This window comes from Enterobacter sp. BNK-13, from assembly GCF_048685015.1.
GTDB lineage: Bacteria > Pseudomonadota > Gammaproteobacteria > Enterobacterales > Enterobacteriaceae > Enterobacter > Enterobacter quasiroggenkampii.
Map to the genome: position 1 here is coordinate 833,674 of NZ_JBLQTP010000001.1, position 17,233 is coordinate 850,906.

19 protein-coding genes are annotated in these 17,233 nt (G+C 60.2%); 11 read left to right on the plus strand and 8 right to left on the minus strand.

All coding sequences use genetic code 11. The features are described from left to right. The first annotated feature begins 1 nt into the window (after window position 1). The 5 genes from ACMGGQ_RS03885 (at window position 2) to ACMGGQ_RS03905 (ending at window position 4,535) form a co-directional block, all read left to right on the plus strand. On the plus strand, window positions 2–856 hold the full coding sequence (locus ACMGGQ_RS03885) for an isochorismatase (RefSeq protein WP_045909619.1): 855 nt from the start codon (window positions 2–4) through the stop codon (window positions 854–856). Then, on the plus strand, window positions 856–1,608 hold the full coding sequence (entA, locus tag ACMGGQ_RS03890; RefSeq protein WP_420289625.1) for a 2,3-dihydro-2,3-dihydroxybenzoate dehydrogenase EntA: 753 nt from the start codon (window positions 856–858) through the stop codon (window positions 1,606–1,608). The genes ACMGGQ_RS03885 and entA overlap by 1 nt, the downstream gene beginning before the upstream one ends. Next, window positions 1,609–2,022, plus strand: a complete 414-nt coding sequence (entH, locus tag ACMGGQ_RS03895) for a proofreading thioesterase EntH (RefSeq protein WP_048226051.1) — start codon at window positions 1,609–1,611, stop codon at window positions 2,020–2,022. Window positions 2,023–2,171: 149 nt separating this feature from the next. Next, a complete protein-coding gene (cstA, locus tag ACMGGQ_RS03900; protein ID WP_045909616.1) occupies window positions 2,172–4,277 on the plus strand; it encodes a pyruvate/proton symporter CstA in 2,106 nt (701 codons plus the stop codon). A gap of 60 nt (window positions 4,278–4,337) precedes the next feature. Further along, window positions 4,338–4,535, plus strand: coding sequence for a YbdD/YjiX family protein (locus tag ACMGGQ_RS03905; protein WP_006809671.1), 198 nt, complete (start codon window positions 4,338–4,340; stop codon window positions 4,533–4,535). Here the strand turns inward: ACMGGQ_RS03905 and ACMGGQ_RS03910 are convergent. From ACMGGQ_RS03910 to ACMGGQ_RS03925, 4 genes are all read right to left on the minus strand, one after another. Continuing rightward, the gene (locus tag ACMGGQ_RS03910; protein WP_069733600.1) at window positions 4,532–4,936 is read right to left on the minus strand and encodes a helix-turn-helix domain-containing protein; all 405 of its coding nucleotides are present in this window, start codon (window positions 4,934–4,936) and stop codon (window positions 4,532–4,534) included. The genes ACMGGQ_RS03905 and ACMGGQ_RS03910 overlap by 4 nt on opposite strands. Then, window positions 4,911–5,213: a type II toxin-antitoxin system RelE family toxin gene (locus tag ACMGGQ_RS03915; RefSeq protein WP_017899060.1), complete on the minus strand. Its 303-nt coding sequence runs from the start codon at window positions 5,211–5,213 to the stop codon at window positions 4,911–4,913. The genes ACMGGQ_RS03910 and ACMGGQ_RS03915 overlap by 26 nt, the downstream gene beginning before the upstream one ends. Before the next feature lie 183 nt (window positions 5,214–5,396). Then, the gene (locus tag ACMGGQ_RS03920; RefSeq protein ID WP_420289626.1) at window positions 5,397–6,140 is read right to left on the minus strand and encodes an SDR family NAD(P)-dependent oxidoreductase; all 744 of its coding nucleotides are present in this window, start codon (window positions 6,138–6,140) and stop codon (window positions 5,397–5,399) included. A 57-nt stretch (window positions 6,141–6,197) separates the two neighbouring features. Continuing rightward, window positions 6,198–7,286, minus strand: coding sequence for an oxidoreductase (locus ACMGGQ_RS03925; protein WP_325841677.1), 1,089 nt, complete (start codon window positions 7,284–7,286; stop codon window positions 6,198–6,200). A 159-nt stretch (window positions 7,287–7,445) separates the two neighbouring features. Here ACMGGQ_RS03925 and ACMGGQ_RS03930 point away from each other — a divergent pair, with 159 nt between their 5' ends. From ACMGGQ_RS03930 to ACMGGQ_RS03945, 4 genes are all read left to right on the plus strand, one after another. Then, entirely contained in the window at window positions 7,446–8,948 is a 1,503-nt protein-coding gene (locus tag ACMGGQ_RS03930) for a sugar ABC transporter ATP-binding protein (protein ID WP_420289627.1), read from the plus strand. Further along, on the plus strand, window positions 8,945–9,940 hold the full coding sequence (locus ACMGGQ_RS03935; RefSeq protein WP_420289628.1) for an ABC transporter permease: 996 nt from the start codon (window positions 8,945–8,947) through the stop codon (window positions 9,938–9,940). The genes ACMGGQ_RS03930 and ACMGGQ_RS03935 overlap by 4 nt, the downstream gene beginning before the upstream one ends. A gap of 19 nt (window positions 9,941–9,959) precedes the next feature. Then, window positions 9,960–11,024 (plus strand): sugar ABC transporter substrate-binding protein, encoded by a 1,065-nt coding sequence (locus tag ACMGGQ_RS03940; protein ID WP_039265942.1) that lies wholly within the window; start codon window positions 9,960–9,962, stop codon window positions 11,022–11,024. 83 nt (window positions 11,025–11,107) lie between these two features. Beyond that, entirely contained in the window at window positions 11,108–12,349 is a 1,242-nt protein-coding gene (locus ACMGGQ_RS03945; RefSeq protein WP_420289629.1) for an LVIVD repeat-containing protein, read from the plus strand. A 103-nt stretch (window positions 12,350–12,452) separates the two neighbouring features. Here ACMGGQ_RS03945 and mtnK read toward each other — a convergent pair whose 3' ends face one another. Beyond that, on the minus strand, window positions 12,453–13,652 hold the full coding sequence (mtnK, locus tag ACMGGQ_RS03950) for an S-methyl-5-thioribose kinase (RefSeq protein WP_045909608.1): 1,200 nt from the start codon (window positions 13,650–13,652) through the stop codon (window positions 12,453–12,455). A gap of 104 nt (window positions 13,653–13,756) precedes the next feature. Between mtnK and mtnA the strand changes: the two genes are divergently transcribed. Beyond that, on the plus strand, window positions 13,757–14,773 hold the full coding sequence (gene mtnA / locus ACMGGQ_RS03955; protein WP_420289630.1) for an S-methyl-5-thioribose-1-phosphate isomerase: 1,017 nt from the start codon (window positions 13,757–13,759) through the stop codon (window positions 14,771–14,773). A 42-nt stretch (window positions 14,774–14,815) separates the two neighbouring features. Next, window positions 14,816–15,286 carry an SRPBCC family protein gene (locus ACMGGQ_RS03960; RefSeq protein WP_048026947.1) on the plus strand — a complete coding sequence of 157 codons (471 nt, stop codon included), beginning with the start codon at window positions 14,816–14,818 and terminating at the stop codon, window positions 15,284–15,286. A 53-nt stretch (window positions 15,287–15,339) separates the two neighbouring features. On the opposite strand, the gene ACMGGQ_RS03965 is transcribed toward ACMGGQ_RS03960, so the two are convergent. The 3 genes from ACMGGQ_RS03965 to ACMGGQ_RS03975 are packed head-to-tail and all read right to left on the minus strand — an operon-like array spanning window position 15,340 to window position 17,179. After that, on the minus strand, window positions 15,340–15,882 hold the full coding sequence (locus tag ACMGGQ_RS03965; RefSeq protein ID WP_420289631.1) for a 1,2-dihydroxy-3-keto-5-methylthiopentene dioxygenase: 543 nt from the start codon (window positions 15,880–15,882) through the stop codon (window positions 15,340–15,342). Continuing rightward, window positions 15,879–16,568 (minus strand): acireductone synthase, encoded by a 690-nt coding sequence (mtnC, locus tag ACMGGQ_RS03970; protein WP_008501009.1) that lies wholly within the window; start codon window positions 16,566–16,568, stop codon window positions 15,879–15,881. The genes ACMGGQ_RS03965 and mtnC overlap by 4 nt, the downstream gene beginning before the upstream one ends. Further along, window positions 16,565–17,179: a methylthioribulose 1-phosphate dehydratase gene (locus ACMGGQ_RS03975; protein ID WP_023618408.1), complete on the minus strand. Its 615-nt coding sequence runs from the start codon at window positions 17,177–17,179 to the stop codon at window positions 16,565–16,567. The genes mtnC and ACMGGQ_RS03975 overlap by 4 nt, the downstream gene beginning before the upstream one ends. Window positions 17,180–17,233: the final 54 nt, after the last annotated feature.

The following is a 17,233-nucleotide window of genomic DNA, read 5'->3' on the forward strand; positions in this document are numbered from 1 at the left end:
TATGGCCATTCCAAAATTAACCGCTTACGCGCTGCCGACCGCCGCAGAGCTGCCGACCAGCAAGGTGAACTGGGCGTTTGAGCCCGAGCGCGCAGCGCTGCTGATCCACGATATGCAGGAGTATTTCCTGAACTTCTGGGGCGAAAACAGCGAGATGATGCAGCAGGTGGTGGCGAACATCGCCAGACTGCGCGCCTGGTGCAAAGAACACAATATCCCGGTGTACTACACCGCGCAGCCAAAAGAGCAGAGCGATGACGATCGCGCCCTGCTGAACGACATGTGGGGCCCGGGCCTGACCCGTTCGCCGGAGCAGCAGCGCATCGTCGCCGAGCTGGCGCCGGACGAAGCGGACACGGTGCTGGTGAAGTGGCGCTACAGCGCGTTCCACCGCTCGCCGCTGGAGCAGATGCTGAAAGAGACGGGCCGCAACCAGTTGCTGATTACCGGCGTGTACGCCCACATCGGCTGCATGACCACCGCCACCGACGCCTTTATGCGCGACATTAAGCCGTTCTTCATTGCCGACGCGCTGGCGGATTTCACCCGCGACGAGCACCTGATGTCGCTGAACTATGTGGCCGGACGCTCGGGCCGCGTAGTGATGACTGACGAACTGCTGCCGTCCGTTCCGGCCTCGAAGGCCGCGCTGCGCGAGCTTATTCTGCCGCTGCTGGATGAGTCTGACGAGCCGATGGATGACGAAAACCTGATCGACTACGGCCTGGATTCAGTGCGCATGATGGCGCTGGCCGCCCGCTGGCGCAAAGTACACGGCGATATCGACTTCGTGATGCTGGCGAAAAATCCGACCCTCGACGCCTGGTGGGCGCTGCTTTCCCGCGAGGTGAAGTGATGCGTTTTGATTTTACCGGCAAAACCGTCTGGGTGACGGGCGCGGGGAAGGGGATTGGCTACGCGACCGCACTGGCGTTTGCCGAAGCCGGTGCGCAGGTGACCGGGTTCGATTTGGCCTTCCCGCAGGATCACTATCCGTTTGCCACCGAAACGCTGGACGTGGCGGATGCCGCGCAGGTGCATGAGGTGTGCGGGCGCGTGCTGGCTTCGCTCGAACGGCTGGACGTGCTGGTCAACGCGGCGGGCATTCTGCGCATGGGGGCGACGGACCAGCTCTCGCAGAAGGACTGGCAGGACACCTTTGCGGTCAACGTTGGCGGCGCATTCAATCTGTTCCAGCAGACCATGGGGCAGTTTCGCCGTCAGCAGGGCGGAGCGATTGTTACCGTGGCGTCCGATGCGGCGCACGCGCCGCGCATCGGCATGAGCGCCTATGGCGCATCGAAAGCGGCGCTGAAAAGCCTGGCCCTGACCGTCGGGCTGGAGCTGGCAGGCAGCGGCGTGCGCTGCAATCTGGTGTCGCCGGGCTCAACGGACACCGATATGCAGCGCACCCTGTGGAAAGGCGACGATGCGGAGCAGCAGCGCATTCGCGGCTTCGGCGAGCAGTTTAAACTCGGTATTCCGCTGGGCAAAATTGCCCGTCCTCAGGAGATAGCTGCGACCGTGCTGTTCCTTGCCTCCGATGCCGCCAGCCATATCACCCTGCAGGATATCGTGGTGGACGGCGGCTCCACGCTGGGGGCGTAAATGATCTGGAAACGTCATTTATCGCTTGAGGAACTGAACGCCACCAGCGTGAATACCCTGGTGGCGAACCTGGGCATCGTCTATACCCGCCTCGGGGACGACACGCTGGAAGCGGAGATGCCGGTGGATGCGCGTACCCATCAGCCGTTTGGCCTGCTCCACGGCGGGGCCTCGGCGGCGCTGGCGGAAACGCTCGGCTCAATGGCCGGGTTTCTGATGACCCGCGACGGGCAGAGCGTGGTGGGAACGGAGCTGAACGCCACGCATCATCGGGCGGTATCCCACGGCACGGTTCGTGGCGTGTGTCAGCCGCTGCATCTTGGGCGTTCGAGCCAGAGTTGGGAGATTGTGGTTTTCGACGAGCAGGGGCGGCGGTGCTGTACCTGCCGGTTGAGTACGATGGTGCTGGGCTAGCCCAGGCAGATCAAAGTGATCGGCTTAACACTGTGGTGTAAATCTCTGGTTTGACCACGCATTATTGCGTTTCAAAGTTGTTAAATTTTTCCGGTTGTTCTAGAAACAAAATGTAACATCTCACTGTTTCACAACAACGGACAACAACTATGAACAACTCAGGGAAATACCTTACATGGGCAGGGCTCTCCGTTGTGGGAGCCTTTGCCCTGGGCTACATCGCCCTCAACCGGGGGGAGCAGATCAACGCGCTCTGGATCGTCGTTGCCTCGGTCTGCGTTTACCTGATCGCCTATCGTTTTTATGGTCGCTATATCGCTAAAAATGTTCTGGCGGTCGATAGCACCCGCATGACGCCTGCCGTCCGCCATAACGACGGTCTGGACTACGTGCCGACCGACAAGAAAGTGCTGTTCGGTCACCATTTTGCGGCGATCGCCGGGGCAGGCCCGCTGGTGGGCCCCGTGCTGGCGGCGCAGATGGGCTACCTGCCGGGGATGATCTGGATCCTCGCCGGGGTGGTGCTGGCGGGGGCGGTGCAGGACTTTATGGTGCTGTTCGTCTCCACCCGCCGCGACGGACGTTCGCTGGGTGAGCTGGTGAAAGAGGAGATGGGGGCCACTGCCGGGGTGATTGCGCTGGTGGCGACCTTTATGATCATGGTGATCATCCTCGCGGTGCTGGCGATGATCGTAGTGAAAGCGTTGACCCACAGCCCGTGGGGAACGTATACCGTAGCCTTTACCATTCCGCTGGCGCTGTTCATGGGGATCTACATCCGCTACCTGCGTCCGGGCCGCATTGGTGAAGTGTCGGTGATTGGTCTGGTGTTGCTCGTGTTCGCCATTATCTCCGGCGGCTGGGTGGCGGAAAGCCCGACCTGGGCACCGTTCTTCGACTTTACCGGCGTACAGCTGACCTGGATGCTGGTGGGCTACGGCTTTGTGGCGGCGGTGCTGCCGGTGTGGCTGCTGCTGGCCCCGCGCGACTACCTTTCAACGTTCCTCAAAATCGGCACCATCGTTGGGCTGGCGATCGGCATTCTGATTATGCGCCCGACCCTGACCATGCCTGCGCTGACCAAATTCATCGACGGCACCGGCCCGGTCTGGACCGGCAACCTCTTCCCGTTCCTGTTTATTACCATTGCCTGCGGTGCGGTGTCGGGCTTCCACGCGCTGATCGCCTCCGGGACGACGCCGAAGATGCTGGCGAATGAAAATCAGGCCTGCCTGATTGGCTACGGCGGCATGCTGATGGAGTCCTTCGTGGCCATCATGGCGCTGGTCTCCGCCTGCATTATCGACCCGGGCGTCTACTTCGCGATGAACAGCCCGATGGCGGTCCTGGCTCCGGCCGGTACCGTTGACGTGGTGGCATCTGCCGCGCAGGTGGTGAGCGGCTGGGGCTTCGCGATTACCCCTGATACGTTGACGAGCATCGCCAGCGAAGTGGGCGAGCAGTCCATTATCTCCCGCGCGGGCGGGGCGCCGACGCTGGCGGTGGGCATGGCGTATATTCTCCACGGCGCGCTGGGCGGGCTGATGGACGTGTCGTTCTGGTATCACTTCGCCATTCTGTTTGAAGCGCTGTTTATCCTGACGGCGGTGGATGCGGGAACCCGTGCGGCGCGCTTTATGCTGCAGGATCTGCTGGGCGTCATCTCCCCGAACCTGAAGCGGACCGACTCGCTCCCGGCTAACCTGCTGGCGACGGCGCTGTGCGTGCTGGCGTGGGGCTATTTCCTGCATCAGGGCGTGGTCGATCCGCTGGGCGGGATTAACACCCTGTGGCCGCTGTTCGGTATCGCCAACCAGATGCTGGCGGGCATGGCGCTGATGCTCTGCGCGGTGGTGCTGTTCAAGATGAAGCGCCAGCGCTATGCGTGGGTGGCGCTGGTGCCTACCGCGTGGCTGCTGATCTGTACCCTGACGGCGGGCTGGCAGAAGGCCTTCAGTCCGGATAACAAGGTGGGCTTCCTGGCAATCGCCAACAAGTTCCAGGCGATGATCGACAGCGGCAAGATCCCGGCACAGTACACCGAATCACAGCTGTCGCAGCTGGTGTTTAACAACCGTCTGGACGCCGGGCTGACCATCTTCTTTATGGTGGTGGTCGTGGTGCTGGCGTTGTATTCTCTCAAGACCGCGCTGGCGGCATTGAAAGTCGACACGCCAACGGCGAAAGAGACGCCGTATGAGCCAATGCCTGAAAACCTGGAAGAGATTGTGACCCAGGCGAAAGGGGCGCACTAACCTTTGTGCCGGGTAGCGGCTTCGCCTTACCCGGCCGACATTCCCTGTGAGATCAAAACTATGTTCGACACCCTTTCCAAAGCCGGTAAGTACCTGGGCCAGGCCGCCAAAATGATGATTGGCGTGCCGGACTACGACAACTACGTCGAGCATATGCGCGTCAACCATCCGGACCAGACGCCAATGACCTACGAAGAATTTTTCCGTGACCGCCAGGACGCCCGTTACGGCGGCAAGGGCGGGGCGAAGTGCTGTTAACCCTCTTTCGGAAGATAGAGGCTGATCTGCTCCTGCTTACAGCCGTAGATCGCTGCCAGCTTTTCACGGGTGCGCTTTTGCGGACGGGAGTCCAGCGCTTCCAGCTGTGACACGGCGGACTGGCTGATGCCGAGTTTCTCCGCCACCTCCTGCTGGGATAGCCCGCGCAGGATACGCCACGCGGCCTGCAGGCTGACATTCTCGCTATGCATGATGTCGCACACTTCACCCGGTAAACCTACGTTATCGTAGATATCTGATTCGTAAGGGATGTCTTCCCAGTCGTTTTCATCATCGTCATCATACTCAAGCATGGCTAAACGCATGCGAAAATATTCATCGTAGGGAATGACAACATACTGTTTTTTTCCTTCTTCATCCTTGATGAACTGAATAGTCATATTCCGTATGCTCCTCATGAAGGTAGGTGGTGGTTGTCCGGCGTTTTACCGCCACTACGTAACAGGTATCACCCGGCGGGTCTCCGAAGGTGTAAATGACCCTGTAATCACCTAATCGCAACCTGTAGTGGTTTTCGGGAGAAGATAATTTCTTGATATCCGCGACAGGTGATGTTTTATCATCCATCTTCTCCAGCCTGAATTTAATGCGGTTCTGATATCGCGTATCGATTTTAGAAAATTGCTTCTCTGCTGTTTTTGACCAGACAATCTTCATCCGTACCTCCACTGTACGCCCACACAAAATATAAGGAAATAATAAGACTATTAGATAAATTCCGAATTTCTTATGGGGTACTGTAGAGCGGAGAAAAAATACAGGTAAGAGGCAAAACGCAAACCGTCGAGGTGGCTCGAGAAGGCCTCTGCCTGGTGACAGAGGCTTGCAGGAAATATGCGATCAGGCGTTCAACCCGCCGTCGACATCCAGCCCTGTGCCGGAGATCTGCCCCGCAGCCGGGCTGGCGAGGAAGGTGACCGCCGCCGCGATGTCTTCCGGCTGGCCGTAGTGGCCGACCGCGATCATCTGGCGCTGGGCTTCCGCCTGTTCGCCGTCTTCCGGGTTCATATCGCTGTTGGTGGGGCCGGGGTGGACAAGGTTAACGGTAATGCCGCGCGGGCCCAGATCGCGCGCCAGGCCGCGGGTGAGGGAGTTAAGGGCAGACTTGGTCATCGAGTAAACGACAATACCCGGCATCGCCACGCGGTTTGCCAGACAGCTGCCGATGTTGATGATGCGCCCGCCGTCGGACATGTGCACCAGCGCTTCCTGAATGGCGATCACCACGCCGCGAATATTGACGTTGATGAGCGCGTCAATGTCCGCCAGCGTCATGGATTCCAGCGGGCCGCCGCGCGCGATACCCGCGTTGTTGACCAGAATGTCCAGCCCGCCAAGGGAACGCGCCGCATGGGTAACAGCATCCTGAATCGCCTGTGCGCTGGCGCTGTCGGCCTGAATCGCTTCGCCGTGCCGCCCAAGCGCCTTAATTTCATCGGCGACCGCCTGGGCTTTATCGGCGGATTTTTCATACGTAATAACCACATCGGCACCGGCGCGTGCCAGTGACAGCGCGATAGCCCGACCCAACCCGCGGCTGGCACCGGTAACCAGCGCCTTTTTACCTGTTAAATCGATCTGCATGATGACCTCGTGACGAGAGTGGTAAGAATCATCATTAGGTATAGACGGTCAGGGAGATTAACGGCTGAAGTATTCCACCTTCTCAAACGCCGCGCGCAGAACCTCAGGCGTTAACGTCACCGGCAGATAATGAATTGACTCCACCGGACGCAGGGTGTGGGCAATCACCTTATCCAGCTCGTCTCGGTTGTGAATATCGACCTCCAGCGCGCGAAGCGTGGTCGGCAGGTTAAAGCGCCGGTACGCCGCCACCAGCTGTGCCAGCACGTCGTCCTGGCCGAGCAGGGCGCTCTGCACCAGAATGCCGTAGGCCACCTTGGTGCCGTGAAGGTATTTTTCCGTCTGCGGCAGCACGGTTAAACCGTTGTGCACCGCATGCGCCGCCGCCACGCGGGTATAGCGTTCGCCCAGACCGCCGACCATCCCGCCGCCGGCGATTATCGCATCCACCACGTCCCGAAAGACCTGCGTCTGTTCGCCGCGCTGCTGGTCGGCCAGCGCTTCCTCACTGTGCTCCAGCAGCACGTCGCGGATCGCCAGCGCGCCGTTGATGCCCAGCCGCACGGTCAGCGGCAGGTTTTCAGGCTGCGGAGCAAGCACTACCGCTTCGTACCACTTCGCCAGCGTATCGCCGATACCCGCCAGCAGGTATTCCGCGGGTGCGTTGAGAATGATCTGTGGCTCTACCAGCACCAGGAAGTTGGCGTCATCGAAGATCTCAAAATGCAGCGCCTGCCCGGCATCGTTGTACCAGACGGAGAGCGGGGTCCATGCCGCGCAGGTAGCGGCAATGGTGGGGATACCCACGAACGGCACACCCAGACGACGCGCCACGGCCTTGACGGTATCCAGCACCGCACCGCCGCCGACGCCAATCACCACGCTGGCGTCACTGCCGGATTCGTTCACCAGATGGATGACGTCGCGCTCGCTGCAGTGGCCTTTAAACAGCAGGTGTTTCGCCCCCGGCGCGTGAAAGCTCTCCGGCAGGAACGGGCGCGCGCCGTCGATAGCGCGCTCGCCGTAAATCCACACTGCGCGGGAAAGCTGCTCCTGGGTAAAGAAGTCATTCAGATGCGCAAGGCTTCCGGGATGGGAGAAGTAGTTCGCCGGGCCAGGCACGACGCGGATATCGGTGTTGCTCATGGTGTTGTCCTTTTTTAGCAAGCGCTAACCCGATGTTATGTCTGGACATCCGGATGGCTAATAATATTTCGCTTTAACTTATGCCTTTTCCGTCGTTGTCAGTCAACCGGAGCTGTGAAAAATTCGATAAATCAGAAGAGTTATGAAGGATTTACGCGGATGGTTTCCAGTCGCCTTGAGATGCGCGGTATCAGCCTGGCCTTTTCCGGCTTTCAGGCGCTGTCGCGCGTGAACTTCACCTTAACCGGCGGATCGGTACATGCGCTGACCGGCGCCAACGGTGCGGGGAAATCGACGCTGATGGCGGTGCTGTGCGGGACGCACGACCACTATGAGGGCGAAATCTCCATCAATAACCAGCCGGTAAGCATCCGCGAGCCGCTCGATGCCAAACGGCTGGGGATCCACCTCGTGCAGCAGGAAGTGGACGTGGCGCTGATCCCGGGGTTAAGCATCGCCGAGAACATCATGCTCGACCAGTTGGCGCAGCCGGGGCATCGCTTCCGCTGGCGCGCCGTCCGCCAGCAGGCGAGACAGGCGCTGGCGCAGCTGGACGTTGCTCTGGACGTACGCCGTTCCATCGACAGCTGCACGCTTGCCGAAAAGCAGCAGATTTTGCTGGCGCGCGCCCTGTCACACCACTGCCGTTTTCTCATTCTTGATGAGCCCACTGCGCCGCTGGACGCGCACGAGAGCGAGCGCCTGTTTGCGGTGGTGAGACGGTTAAAGCAGCAGGGCATCGGCGTGGTGTTTATCTCCCACCGCATTCACGAGCTGAAGGCCATCTGCGACACCCTGACGGTGCTGCGCGACGGCAAGCTGATTGAGTCCGGCCCGATGGCCGATCTCAGTGGCGAAGCGATCGTCGAGAAGATGCTCGGCCACGTGCTGAGCGATATCTACCCGCCCGCGCGGCCGCCGCACGGCGCCGAAACGTTGCTGCGGGTAGAAGGGCTGCACGACGACGCGCTGCTGAAAGATATCTCCTTGCACCTGCGTAAGGGCGAAATTCTCGGTATTGCCGGGCTGGCGGGCGCGGGCAAAACAGAACTCTGTAAGGCGCTGTTTGGCGCCAGCAAAAGCCGCGTGTCGCGCGGTGAGTTGAATCAACAGCCCTGGCAGCCGCGCGATCCGGCGGACTCGGTACTGCGCGGCCTGGCGCTGGTGCCGGAAGAGCGGCGCAAAGAGGGCATTTTTATCGACGAGCCGGTGAGCATGAACCTTGCCGTGTGCGCCGATAACAGCTTCTCGCGCTGGAGCCTGTTCGGCCATCGTCAGGCGTGGCGCTGGGCGGAGGAGGTGATCGCCCGCGTCGGCGTGCGCGCCCGCGGTCCCGGACAGGTTTTGCGACGTTTGTCCGGCGGCAACCAGCAGAAGGTCGCCATCGGCAAGTGGCTGCGCAATGACGCGAGTGTGCTGATCTTCGACGAGCCGACCAAAGGCGTGGACGTGAAGGCCAAAACCGATCTGTTCCAGTTGATCGACGGCCTGGCGCGCGAGGGCAAAGGGGTGATTTACGCCTCCGGCGAGTTTGCCGAGCTGGTCGGGCTGTGCGACCGCATCTGCGTGCTGTGGGACGGGCGCATCGTGGCGGAAATCGCCGGGGCCGAGGCCCGTGAAGAGACACTACTTTATTATTCAACCGGAGGAACGGCGTCGTGAGCAAGGCCCTTTCAGTAAACGCGACGGCGTCTGGCCGTCAGCAGATTTTCGATTTTCTCTACAAGTGGGGCATGCTGTTAACCGTCGTCGCGCTGGTGGCCGTCTTTGGCCTGGCGTCGGACAGCTTCCTCGATCCAAACAACATCATCAATATTCTGCGTTCGATTGCCATCGTGACGGTGATAGCCATCGGCGTGTCGATATCGCTGACCATCGGCGGGTTCGATCTCTCCGTAGGATCGACCGCGTCGCTGGCGAACGCGCTGGTGATTTCCCTTTTCGTCTGGCACGGTTTCGGCACCACCGAGTCGATTCTGATCACCCTCGTGCTCTGCACGCTGGTGGGTCTGTTTAACGCCTTTCTGATCGTCATCCTGCGCATTCCGGACATGCTCGCGACGCTGGCCAGCCTGTTTGTGATCCAGGGCGTGGCGATGACCTACAGCTACGGCGGGTCGATTACCGAGAACATGGTGCTGCCGAGCGGTGACATGGCGGAAGGCACCATTCCGGCGACGTTCAGCCTGCTGGGGCAGGTGCCGACGATTGTGATCATCATGCTGGTGGTGACAGTTCTGGCGCAGCTGGGGCTGTCGCTCACCACTCACGGTCGTCGGATGTACGCCATTGGCGGTAACCCGGAAGCGGCGCGCCTCTCAGGGATTCGCACCACCCGCTACAAGGTGGCGGCCTACGTGATTGCCTCCCTGCTGGCGGGCCTGGGCGGGATTTTGCTGGCCTCGCGCATTGGCTCGTCGCAGGTAAACGCGGGCGGCGGTTACCTGATGGATGCGGTGGCGGCGGCGTGGATTGGTTTCTCGCTGGCCGGATCCGGGAAGCCGAATGCGCTGGGGACCCTGGTCGGGGCGGTTATTCTCGGCGTGCTGTCGAACGGGCTGGTGATGCTCTCCGTGCCGTATTACGCCATGGACATTATAAAAGGGCTGGTGCTCGCGGTAGCGCTGGCGATTACCTATATACAAAAACGCTGACAACACAACGGGATAAAAAATGAAGAAGATTGCACTCTCTTTGGTGGCATTAGGGTTATTCACCGCTCTGCCTGGCTTCGCGGCCACGCCCGCACCGCTTCCGGCGGCCATTGCCAACCATGACGGCCCGATCCGCATCGCGGTGATCCGTAACCTCGGCTCAGACGACAACACCACGCAGTTCATTGCGGGGGCCATTCAGGAAGGGAAAAAGCTTGGCTTTAAGGTCAGCACCTTTTTAAGCAACGGGGACGACGCCAAATTCCAGGACTTCGTGAACCAGGCCATCAGCCAGAAGTACGACGGGATTATCCTTTCTCAGGGCCGCGATCCGTACTCCACCGCGCTGGTGAAAAAGGCGGTGGACGCCGGGATTAAGGTCGCGGTATTTGATACCGCCGTCAATGGCGAGATCCCGGGCGTGACCGTCACCCAGCAGGACGATGCCTCCCTGACGAACCTCTCCTTCGGCCAGCTGGCGAAAGATTTCAACGGCAAGGCCAATATCGTCAAGCTGTGGGTGGCGGGCTTCCCGCCGATGGAGCGTCGTCAGGCGGCGTATAAAGAGTTGCAAAAACAGTACCCGGACATCAAAGAGCTGGAGTCTATCGGCGCGGTCTCCTCTGACGTGCAGGGCGACACCGCCAACAAGGTGGGTGCGATTCTGGCGAAATACCCGAAAGGTAAAATCGACGCCATCTGGGGAACCTGGGACGCCTTCAGCCAGGGCGCCTACAAAGCGCTGAAAGAGAACGGCCGTACCGAGATCAAGCTCTACAGCATCGACATCTCCAACCAGGATCTGCAGCTGATGCGCGAGCCGGGCAGCCCATGGAAGGTGAGTGTGGCGGTGGATCCGAAGCTGATTGGCGCGACCAACGTGCGTCTGGTGGCGAACAAGATTGCCGGGGAAGCCACGCCTGCGACCTACGATTTTAAGGCGGCCGCTATTCCACAGGCGCTGCTGACCGCCCAGCCGGGCGCGGTGAACGTGGCGTCGCTGGGGAAAATCATTCCGGGCTGGGGCCAGACGGAAGATTTTATCGCGCCGTGGTTTGCGACGCTGGAAGCCAGGTCAAAATAATGCCCGGTGGCGCTTCGCTTACCGGGCCTACGGTGTTGTAGGCCGGATAAGGCGAAGCCGCCATCCGGCGAAAGGACTCAACTATGTCTGCATTACCTCAACCCGAATACAGCCGCAACATGCGGCTGATTGGCCATAGCGATCAGGGTGGTCGCCCGGACGGCGTGCAACTGATGGTGCACCGCGGTTTCGCTTATATCGGCCATATGGTGTCGCAGGGCTTTTCGATTGTCGACGTGCGCGATCCGAAAAACCCGAAAGCGGCGGGCTACGTGCCCGCGCCGCCCGGCACCTGGAACGTACATCTGCAGGCGCATGATGACCTGCTGCTGGTCATCAACGCCCGGGATCTGTTTGCCGATGCCCGCTTTGCCGACGAGAAGGTCTACTACACCCGCCAGGTGGGCGAGACTGTCCGCGACGTGCAGGACAAAGGCTGGAGCGCCGGGCTGCGCGTGTTTGATATCTCCACGCCGGACAGGCCGCGCGAAATCGGCTTTCTGTCGCTAAGCGGGATTGGCATTCACCGCATCTGGTACGTCGGTGGCCGCTGGGCGTACGTGTCGGCGCTGATCGACGGTTTTACCGACTACATCTTTCTGACGATCGATCTGGCCGACCCGCGTAAGCCTGAGGTGGCAGGGCGCTGGTGGCTGCCGGGGATGAACCAGGCCGAAGGTGAACAGCCGGACTGGCCGGAAGGGAAACGCTACGCGCTCCACCATGCGATTATTGCCGGCGATACTGCGTACGGCAGCTGGCGCGACGGCGGCCTGACGCTGCTGGACGTGAAGGATCGTACCCGGCCTAAGCTCATTAGCCACCGTAACTGGAGTCCGCCGTTTGGCGGCGGCACGCACACCGCGCTGCCGCTGCCGGACCGCGATCTGCTGGTGGTGCTGGATGAAGCGGTGCTCGACAACCAGGAGGACGGGGAGAAGCTGATCTGGCTGTTTGATATCCGCGAGCCGTCGAACCCGGTAAGCATCTCTACTTTCCCGCAGCCGGACGAAACTGACTACGTGGCGAAAGGGGCGCATTTCGGCCCGCATAACCTGCACGAGAACCGGCCGGGGAGCTTTGTCAGCTCCACGCTGATTTTTGCCACGTATCAGAATGCGGGCGTGCGCGCGTATGACATTTCCAATCCGTATCGTCCGGTTGAAACGGGGGCGCTGGTGCCTGCCGCGCCGGCGAAAATTATGGATACCCGCCCGAATCGCCCGCAGGTGATCCAGTCATGTGACGTGTTCGTGGATGCGCAGGGAATTATCTACAGCACGGACTATAACGGTGGGTTGTCGGTGATTGAGTATTTGGGATGAGAGCGGTTTGATGCCCTCACCCCGGCCCTCTCCCACAGGGAGAGGGAGAAAATCAGAATCGTAGGCCCGGTAAGCGCAGCACCACCGGGCACAAAGCCGGCACTCAGCTGTACTGCCGCACTCGCGCCACCAGATCTTCCGCGCTGTCGATACGGTCGGCAATAACAATCAGCGCCTTGCCGAGCGTTATCGCGTGGCGAAGGCATTCGTGGCGCATCGCCTCGTCCTGAATGGTGTCGATATCCGCGACGTGGGAAAGCCCGACGCTGCGGCGAATCAGCTCGGTGCCGCAGAATCCAATGGCGTCATGCCAGACCTTTTTCAGGAACGCGGAGGCATAGCCCGGCGCGCTGAGCGCGGCGTCACGTGTTTTCTCGTGTGCCAGCGCCTGGAAGCGCTCCGCGAAGGTGTTCCACAGTTCCTGAATATCGGTCAGTCGCTGTTCGCGGGCGGCGGCGGCATCGCGAATGCCCAGGTGCCCCGGCAGGCCGCAGAAGTTCAGCAGCAGGTTGCCGATAGCGGTGCCGACATCAAAGCCCATCGGCCCGAAATAGCCGAACTCGGCGTCGATGGCCTTCAGGCTGCCGTCGGCCACAAAAATCGAGCCGCTGTGAATGTCTCCGTGCAGCAGGGCTTCAGCCTGAGAAAAGAAGCGGTGCTTCAGGGAGGCCACGGCAATTTTCAGCTGGGCGTCGTCGCGCAGCGCGGCGACGTCATTTTCCAGCTCGGCCGGGTAGCTGTTGCGTTCGTGGATCTGGTACGGATCGTTGAAGAACAGATCTTCGGTGATCTCGCACATCTCCGGGTTGATGAATTTCGCCACCTGCGCTTTTTTCTCGTGCGGGTGCAGGTAGAAATCGCTGGTGTGGAACAGCGCGTGCGCGAGGTATTCACCCAGCTGACGCGCCGCCTGCGGGTAATAATTATTTTTGATCAGCTCGCCGCGCCAGATGCGATGGCTGGAGAGATCTTCCATCACCATCACCGCCAGTTCCGGGTCAAAGTGGTGGATTTTTACGGTGTGCTGCGGGCTGTGCCGATAGTGCTCGACCAGGGTTTGCGCCTCCAGACGGGCGCGGTCCAGCGTCAGCGGCCAGGACTCGCCGACGCAGCGCACGTAGGGCAGCGCCTGCTTAACGATGATGCGGCTCACGCCCGCGCTGTCGAAGATTTTGAACACCAGATTGAGGTTGCCGTCGCCTACCTCCTGCGCCTCCACCAGCGATGAAGGATCGTCAAGGCCGCCAAACTGCCTGGCATATTCCACGGCGTCCTGAGCGGTAAAGGTACGGTATTGCGACATGGCCTGCTCCTCACGGGTTTGCTAATAAAGACATGTAGACGTCTATACATCTGGATTTCATCCTGACACAATGTGCTACAACAACGCAACAGGGAATTAACGACATGCAGACATTACAGACGACCAGCCTGCGGGTAGCGGATAATCAGCTCTTTATTCTCGACCAGCAGGCCCTTCCGCAGGAGAAACGCTGGCTGGATGCCTCAACGGTAGAGGCGCTGGTGGGGCATATTCACGCCCTGCGGGTGCGCGGCGCGCCGCTGATCGGTCTCTCTGCAAGTCTGCTGCTGGCGCTGCTGGCGGAAAACGGCAAAAGCCGTGACGAGCTGGCGGTTGCGCTGGAAACCCTGCGCGCATCCCGCCCGACGGCGGTGAACCTGATGAACAACCTTGACCGCATGAAGCTGGCGCTGTGGCAGGAAGAGTATGTTCCGGCGCTGGTGGCGGAGGCGCTGCGCCTGATCGACGAAGACAAACGGCTCTGTGACGCCATTGCAAAAGCGGGCAGCGCGCTGGTGAAGCCTGGCAGCCGCCTGCTGACCCACTGCAACACCGGCGGGCTGGCAACGGCGGGCGTCGGCACCGCGCTGGGCGTGATTGCTCGCGCGCATCAGGAAGGCAAGGTCAGCAACGTCTGGGTCGATGAAACCCGTCCGCTGCTGCAGGGGGGAAGGTTAACCGCCTGGGAACTTGGCGAGCTGGGCGTGCCGTATCAGCTGATTACCGATTCTATGGCCGCCAGCCTGATGGCGAAAGGGCAGGTGGACGCCGTGTGGGTGGGTGCAGACCGCATTGCTGCCAACGGCGACGTGGCGAACAAGATTGGCACCTATTCCCTGGCGGTGCTGGCAAAATTCCACGGCATTCCGCTCTACGTGGCCGCGCCGCAAACGACCCTCGACCCGGACTGCCCGAACGGCGACGCGATCCCGATTGAGCAGCGCGCCGCCAGCGAGGTGACGGGCGTCGCCGGAAGCTTTGGCGCGGTGCAGTGGGCGCCGGAAAACGCGCAGGTCTATAACCCGGCGTTTGACGTAACCCCCGCCTCGCTGATTAGCGGCTGGGTGCTGGATACGGGTGTGGTCACGCCGGAAGCGGTGGCAAACGGCAAATTCGCCTGAGTCCGGCTATCCTTTAAGGGGTTCCCTTAAGAGGACAATATCGTGACGCTCGATCCTGAAACAGACTTAAAACTGGAGCGCGTGGTGGATGCCCCGCGCGACCTGCTGTGGCTCTGCTGGACTACGCCCGAGCATATCAAAAACTTCTTCATTCCTGCTCCCCATAAGGTGACCGAATGCGACCTTGACCTCCGCGTGGGCGGACGGTTCAACACCGTGTTTGAGGTGGACGGTCAGCGGATGGATAACCGGGGTGTGTTCCTTGAAATCGACCCGGGAAAAAAGCTGGTCTTTACCGACGGCTATACCGAAGGCTGGAAACCAACCGAGAAGCCCTTTATGACGGCGATCCTGCTGCTGGAAGAGGTGGGCGAGGGCAAAACCCGCTATACGGCGATTGCGCGCCACCCCACGAAGGAAATCCGCGAGCAGCACGAACAGATGGGCTTCCACGAAGGGTGGGGGATAGTGCTGGATCAGCTGGTGGAGTATGTGAAGGGGCTAAACGCGTAGTGCGCGCTGGTGCCCTCACCCCGGCCCTCTCCCACAGGGAGAGGGAGAAAAAATCAAGCGAGGCGCGGATACGCATCCGCAATGGCGTTACCGGTAAACTGGGCCACCCAGCCTTCCGGATTATCGAAAATACGAATCGCCGTAAAGTTCGGCTCTGAGCCCATATCAAACCAGTGCGGCGTGCCCGCGGGCACGGAGATCAGGTCGTTTTTCTCGCACAGCACCTGATACACCTCATCGCCAATGTGCAGGCAGAACAAGCCCGCGCCTTCCACGAAAAAGCGTACTTCGTCCTCGCCGTGGGTGTGTTCGTTCAGGAACTTCGCACGCAGCGCGTCTTTCTGTGGATTGTCGGCGCGCAGGCTGATCACGTCCCAGCTCTGGTAACCCTTCTCTGTGACCAGTTTGTCGATCGCATGTTGATACGCCGCGATCACGGCTTCAGGGGCGGGATCGTGTCCTAAATCGCGATCCGCCGCCCAGCGTTCAAACCGCACGCCTTTCGCGTTGAGCTGTTGGGCAATCTCGGCGGCGTCAGTGCTGTGCCACTGGTGTTGACTGGCGTCTTTGTCGGAATAAATGGTCAATGCGCTCATGAAGGGATCTGCTCCGGGTTAATCTCGTCAAACTGGTGGACCTGATGGTGGTGGCTTGCGCCGTCATCATCACCGCGAATCAGCTGCAGGGTACGAAAACCTGCCTGTTCAGCCGCGTCCAGCTCCTGATGAATATCGGAGAGGAAGAGGATCTGCGACGGGGCTATGCCCGTTTGCGCCGCAATGTTCTGATAAGACTGCACCTCGCGCTTGGCGCCGATGTGGGTGTCGAAATAGCCGCTGAACAGATGAGTAATATCACCTTCGTCGCTGTAGCCAAATAACAGTTTCTGCGCAGCGACGGAGCCAGAGGAATAAACATAGAGATCAATCCCTTGCGCTTTCCATTTTTCCAGCGCGGGCAGCACGTCCGGGTAGAGATGGCCGGTAAAGTCGCCGTTGACGTAGCCGTCGTGCCAGATGATCCCCTGCAGCGCTTTAAGCGCAGTGGATTTACGGTCTTCATCCATAAAGGCAAACAGGGCGTCGATAAGTTCGCTGACGCTGGCGTGTGGGTTAGCGATTTCATCACGCAGGTTGTCCAGAATGGATTTCACCGGCTCGGCGTACTGCTGAGCGGTCACGAAGGCCGCCAGCCGCTCACGCGCGTAGGGGAACAAAACATCATGGACAAAACGAATATCGCTGGTGGTTCCTTCAATATCCGTCACAATCGCGCGAATCATACTCTCTCCAGTTGTCGTAAACGCATTTCACATTCAAACAGGAACTCCAGTCCTTCCAGATGACGGCGGGCTTCGGCCACATCGCGTCCCCAGCAGGTTAAGCCATGGCCACGCAGAAGAAAACCATAATTAAGCGGACGTTCCTGCGCGTAATGGGCGATTCGTGAGGCGAGGGCGTCAATATCCTGGTCGTTATCGAAGACCGGGATAGCCACCGTGTCCAGATGCGTGGTCTGTCCGGTGAGGGATTTTTGCATCTCAAAGCCGCTGATGTTGAGCTCGGCTTCTTTGACCAGACGCGAGAGCACCGTGGCGTTGACCGTATGAACGTGCAGGACGGCGTTGGCCTCAGGGAACAGACGATAAATCAGCGTGTGCAGCCCGGTCTCCGCCGACGGTTTACGACCGGACGGCGCGCGGTTGGTGGCGATCTCCACCTGCAGAAAGTCATCGGTTGTGAGGCTACCTTTGTCTTTGCCGGATTCGCTGAGCCAGCAGAGATGTTCGTCCTGACGCACCGACATGTTGCCGCCGGTGGCGGGGGCCCAGCCTTTGGCACCGATCCAGCGGCAGGCGTCGACCAGATGCGTGAGTTGCAGGTTGTCTGTCATTTTCCTTTTACCCTCTCGGACAGGAATATTCATATTGTTTAGACGTCTAAGCGT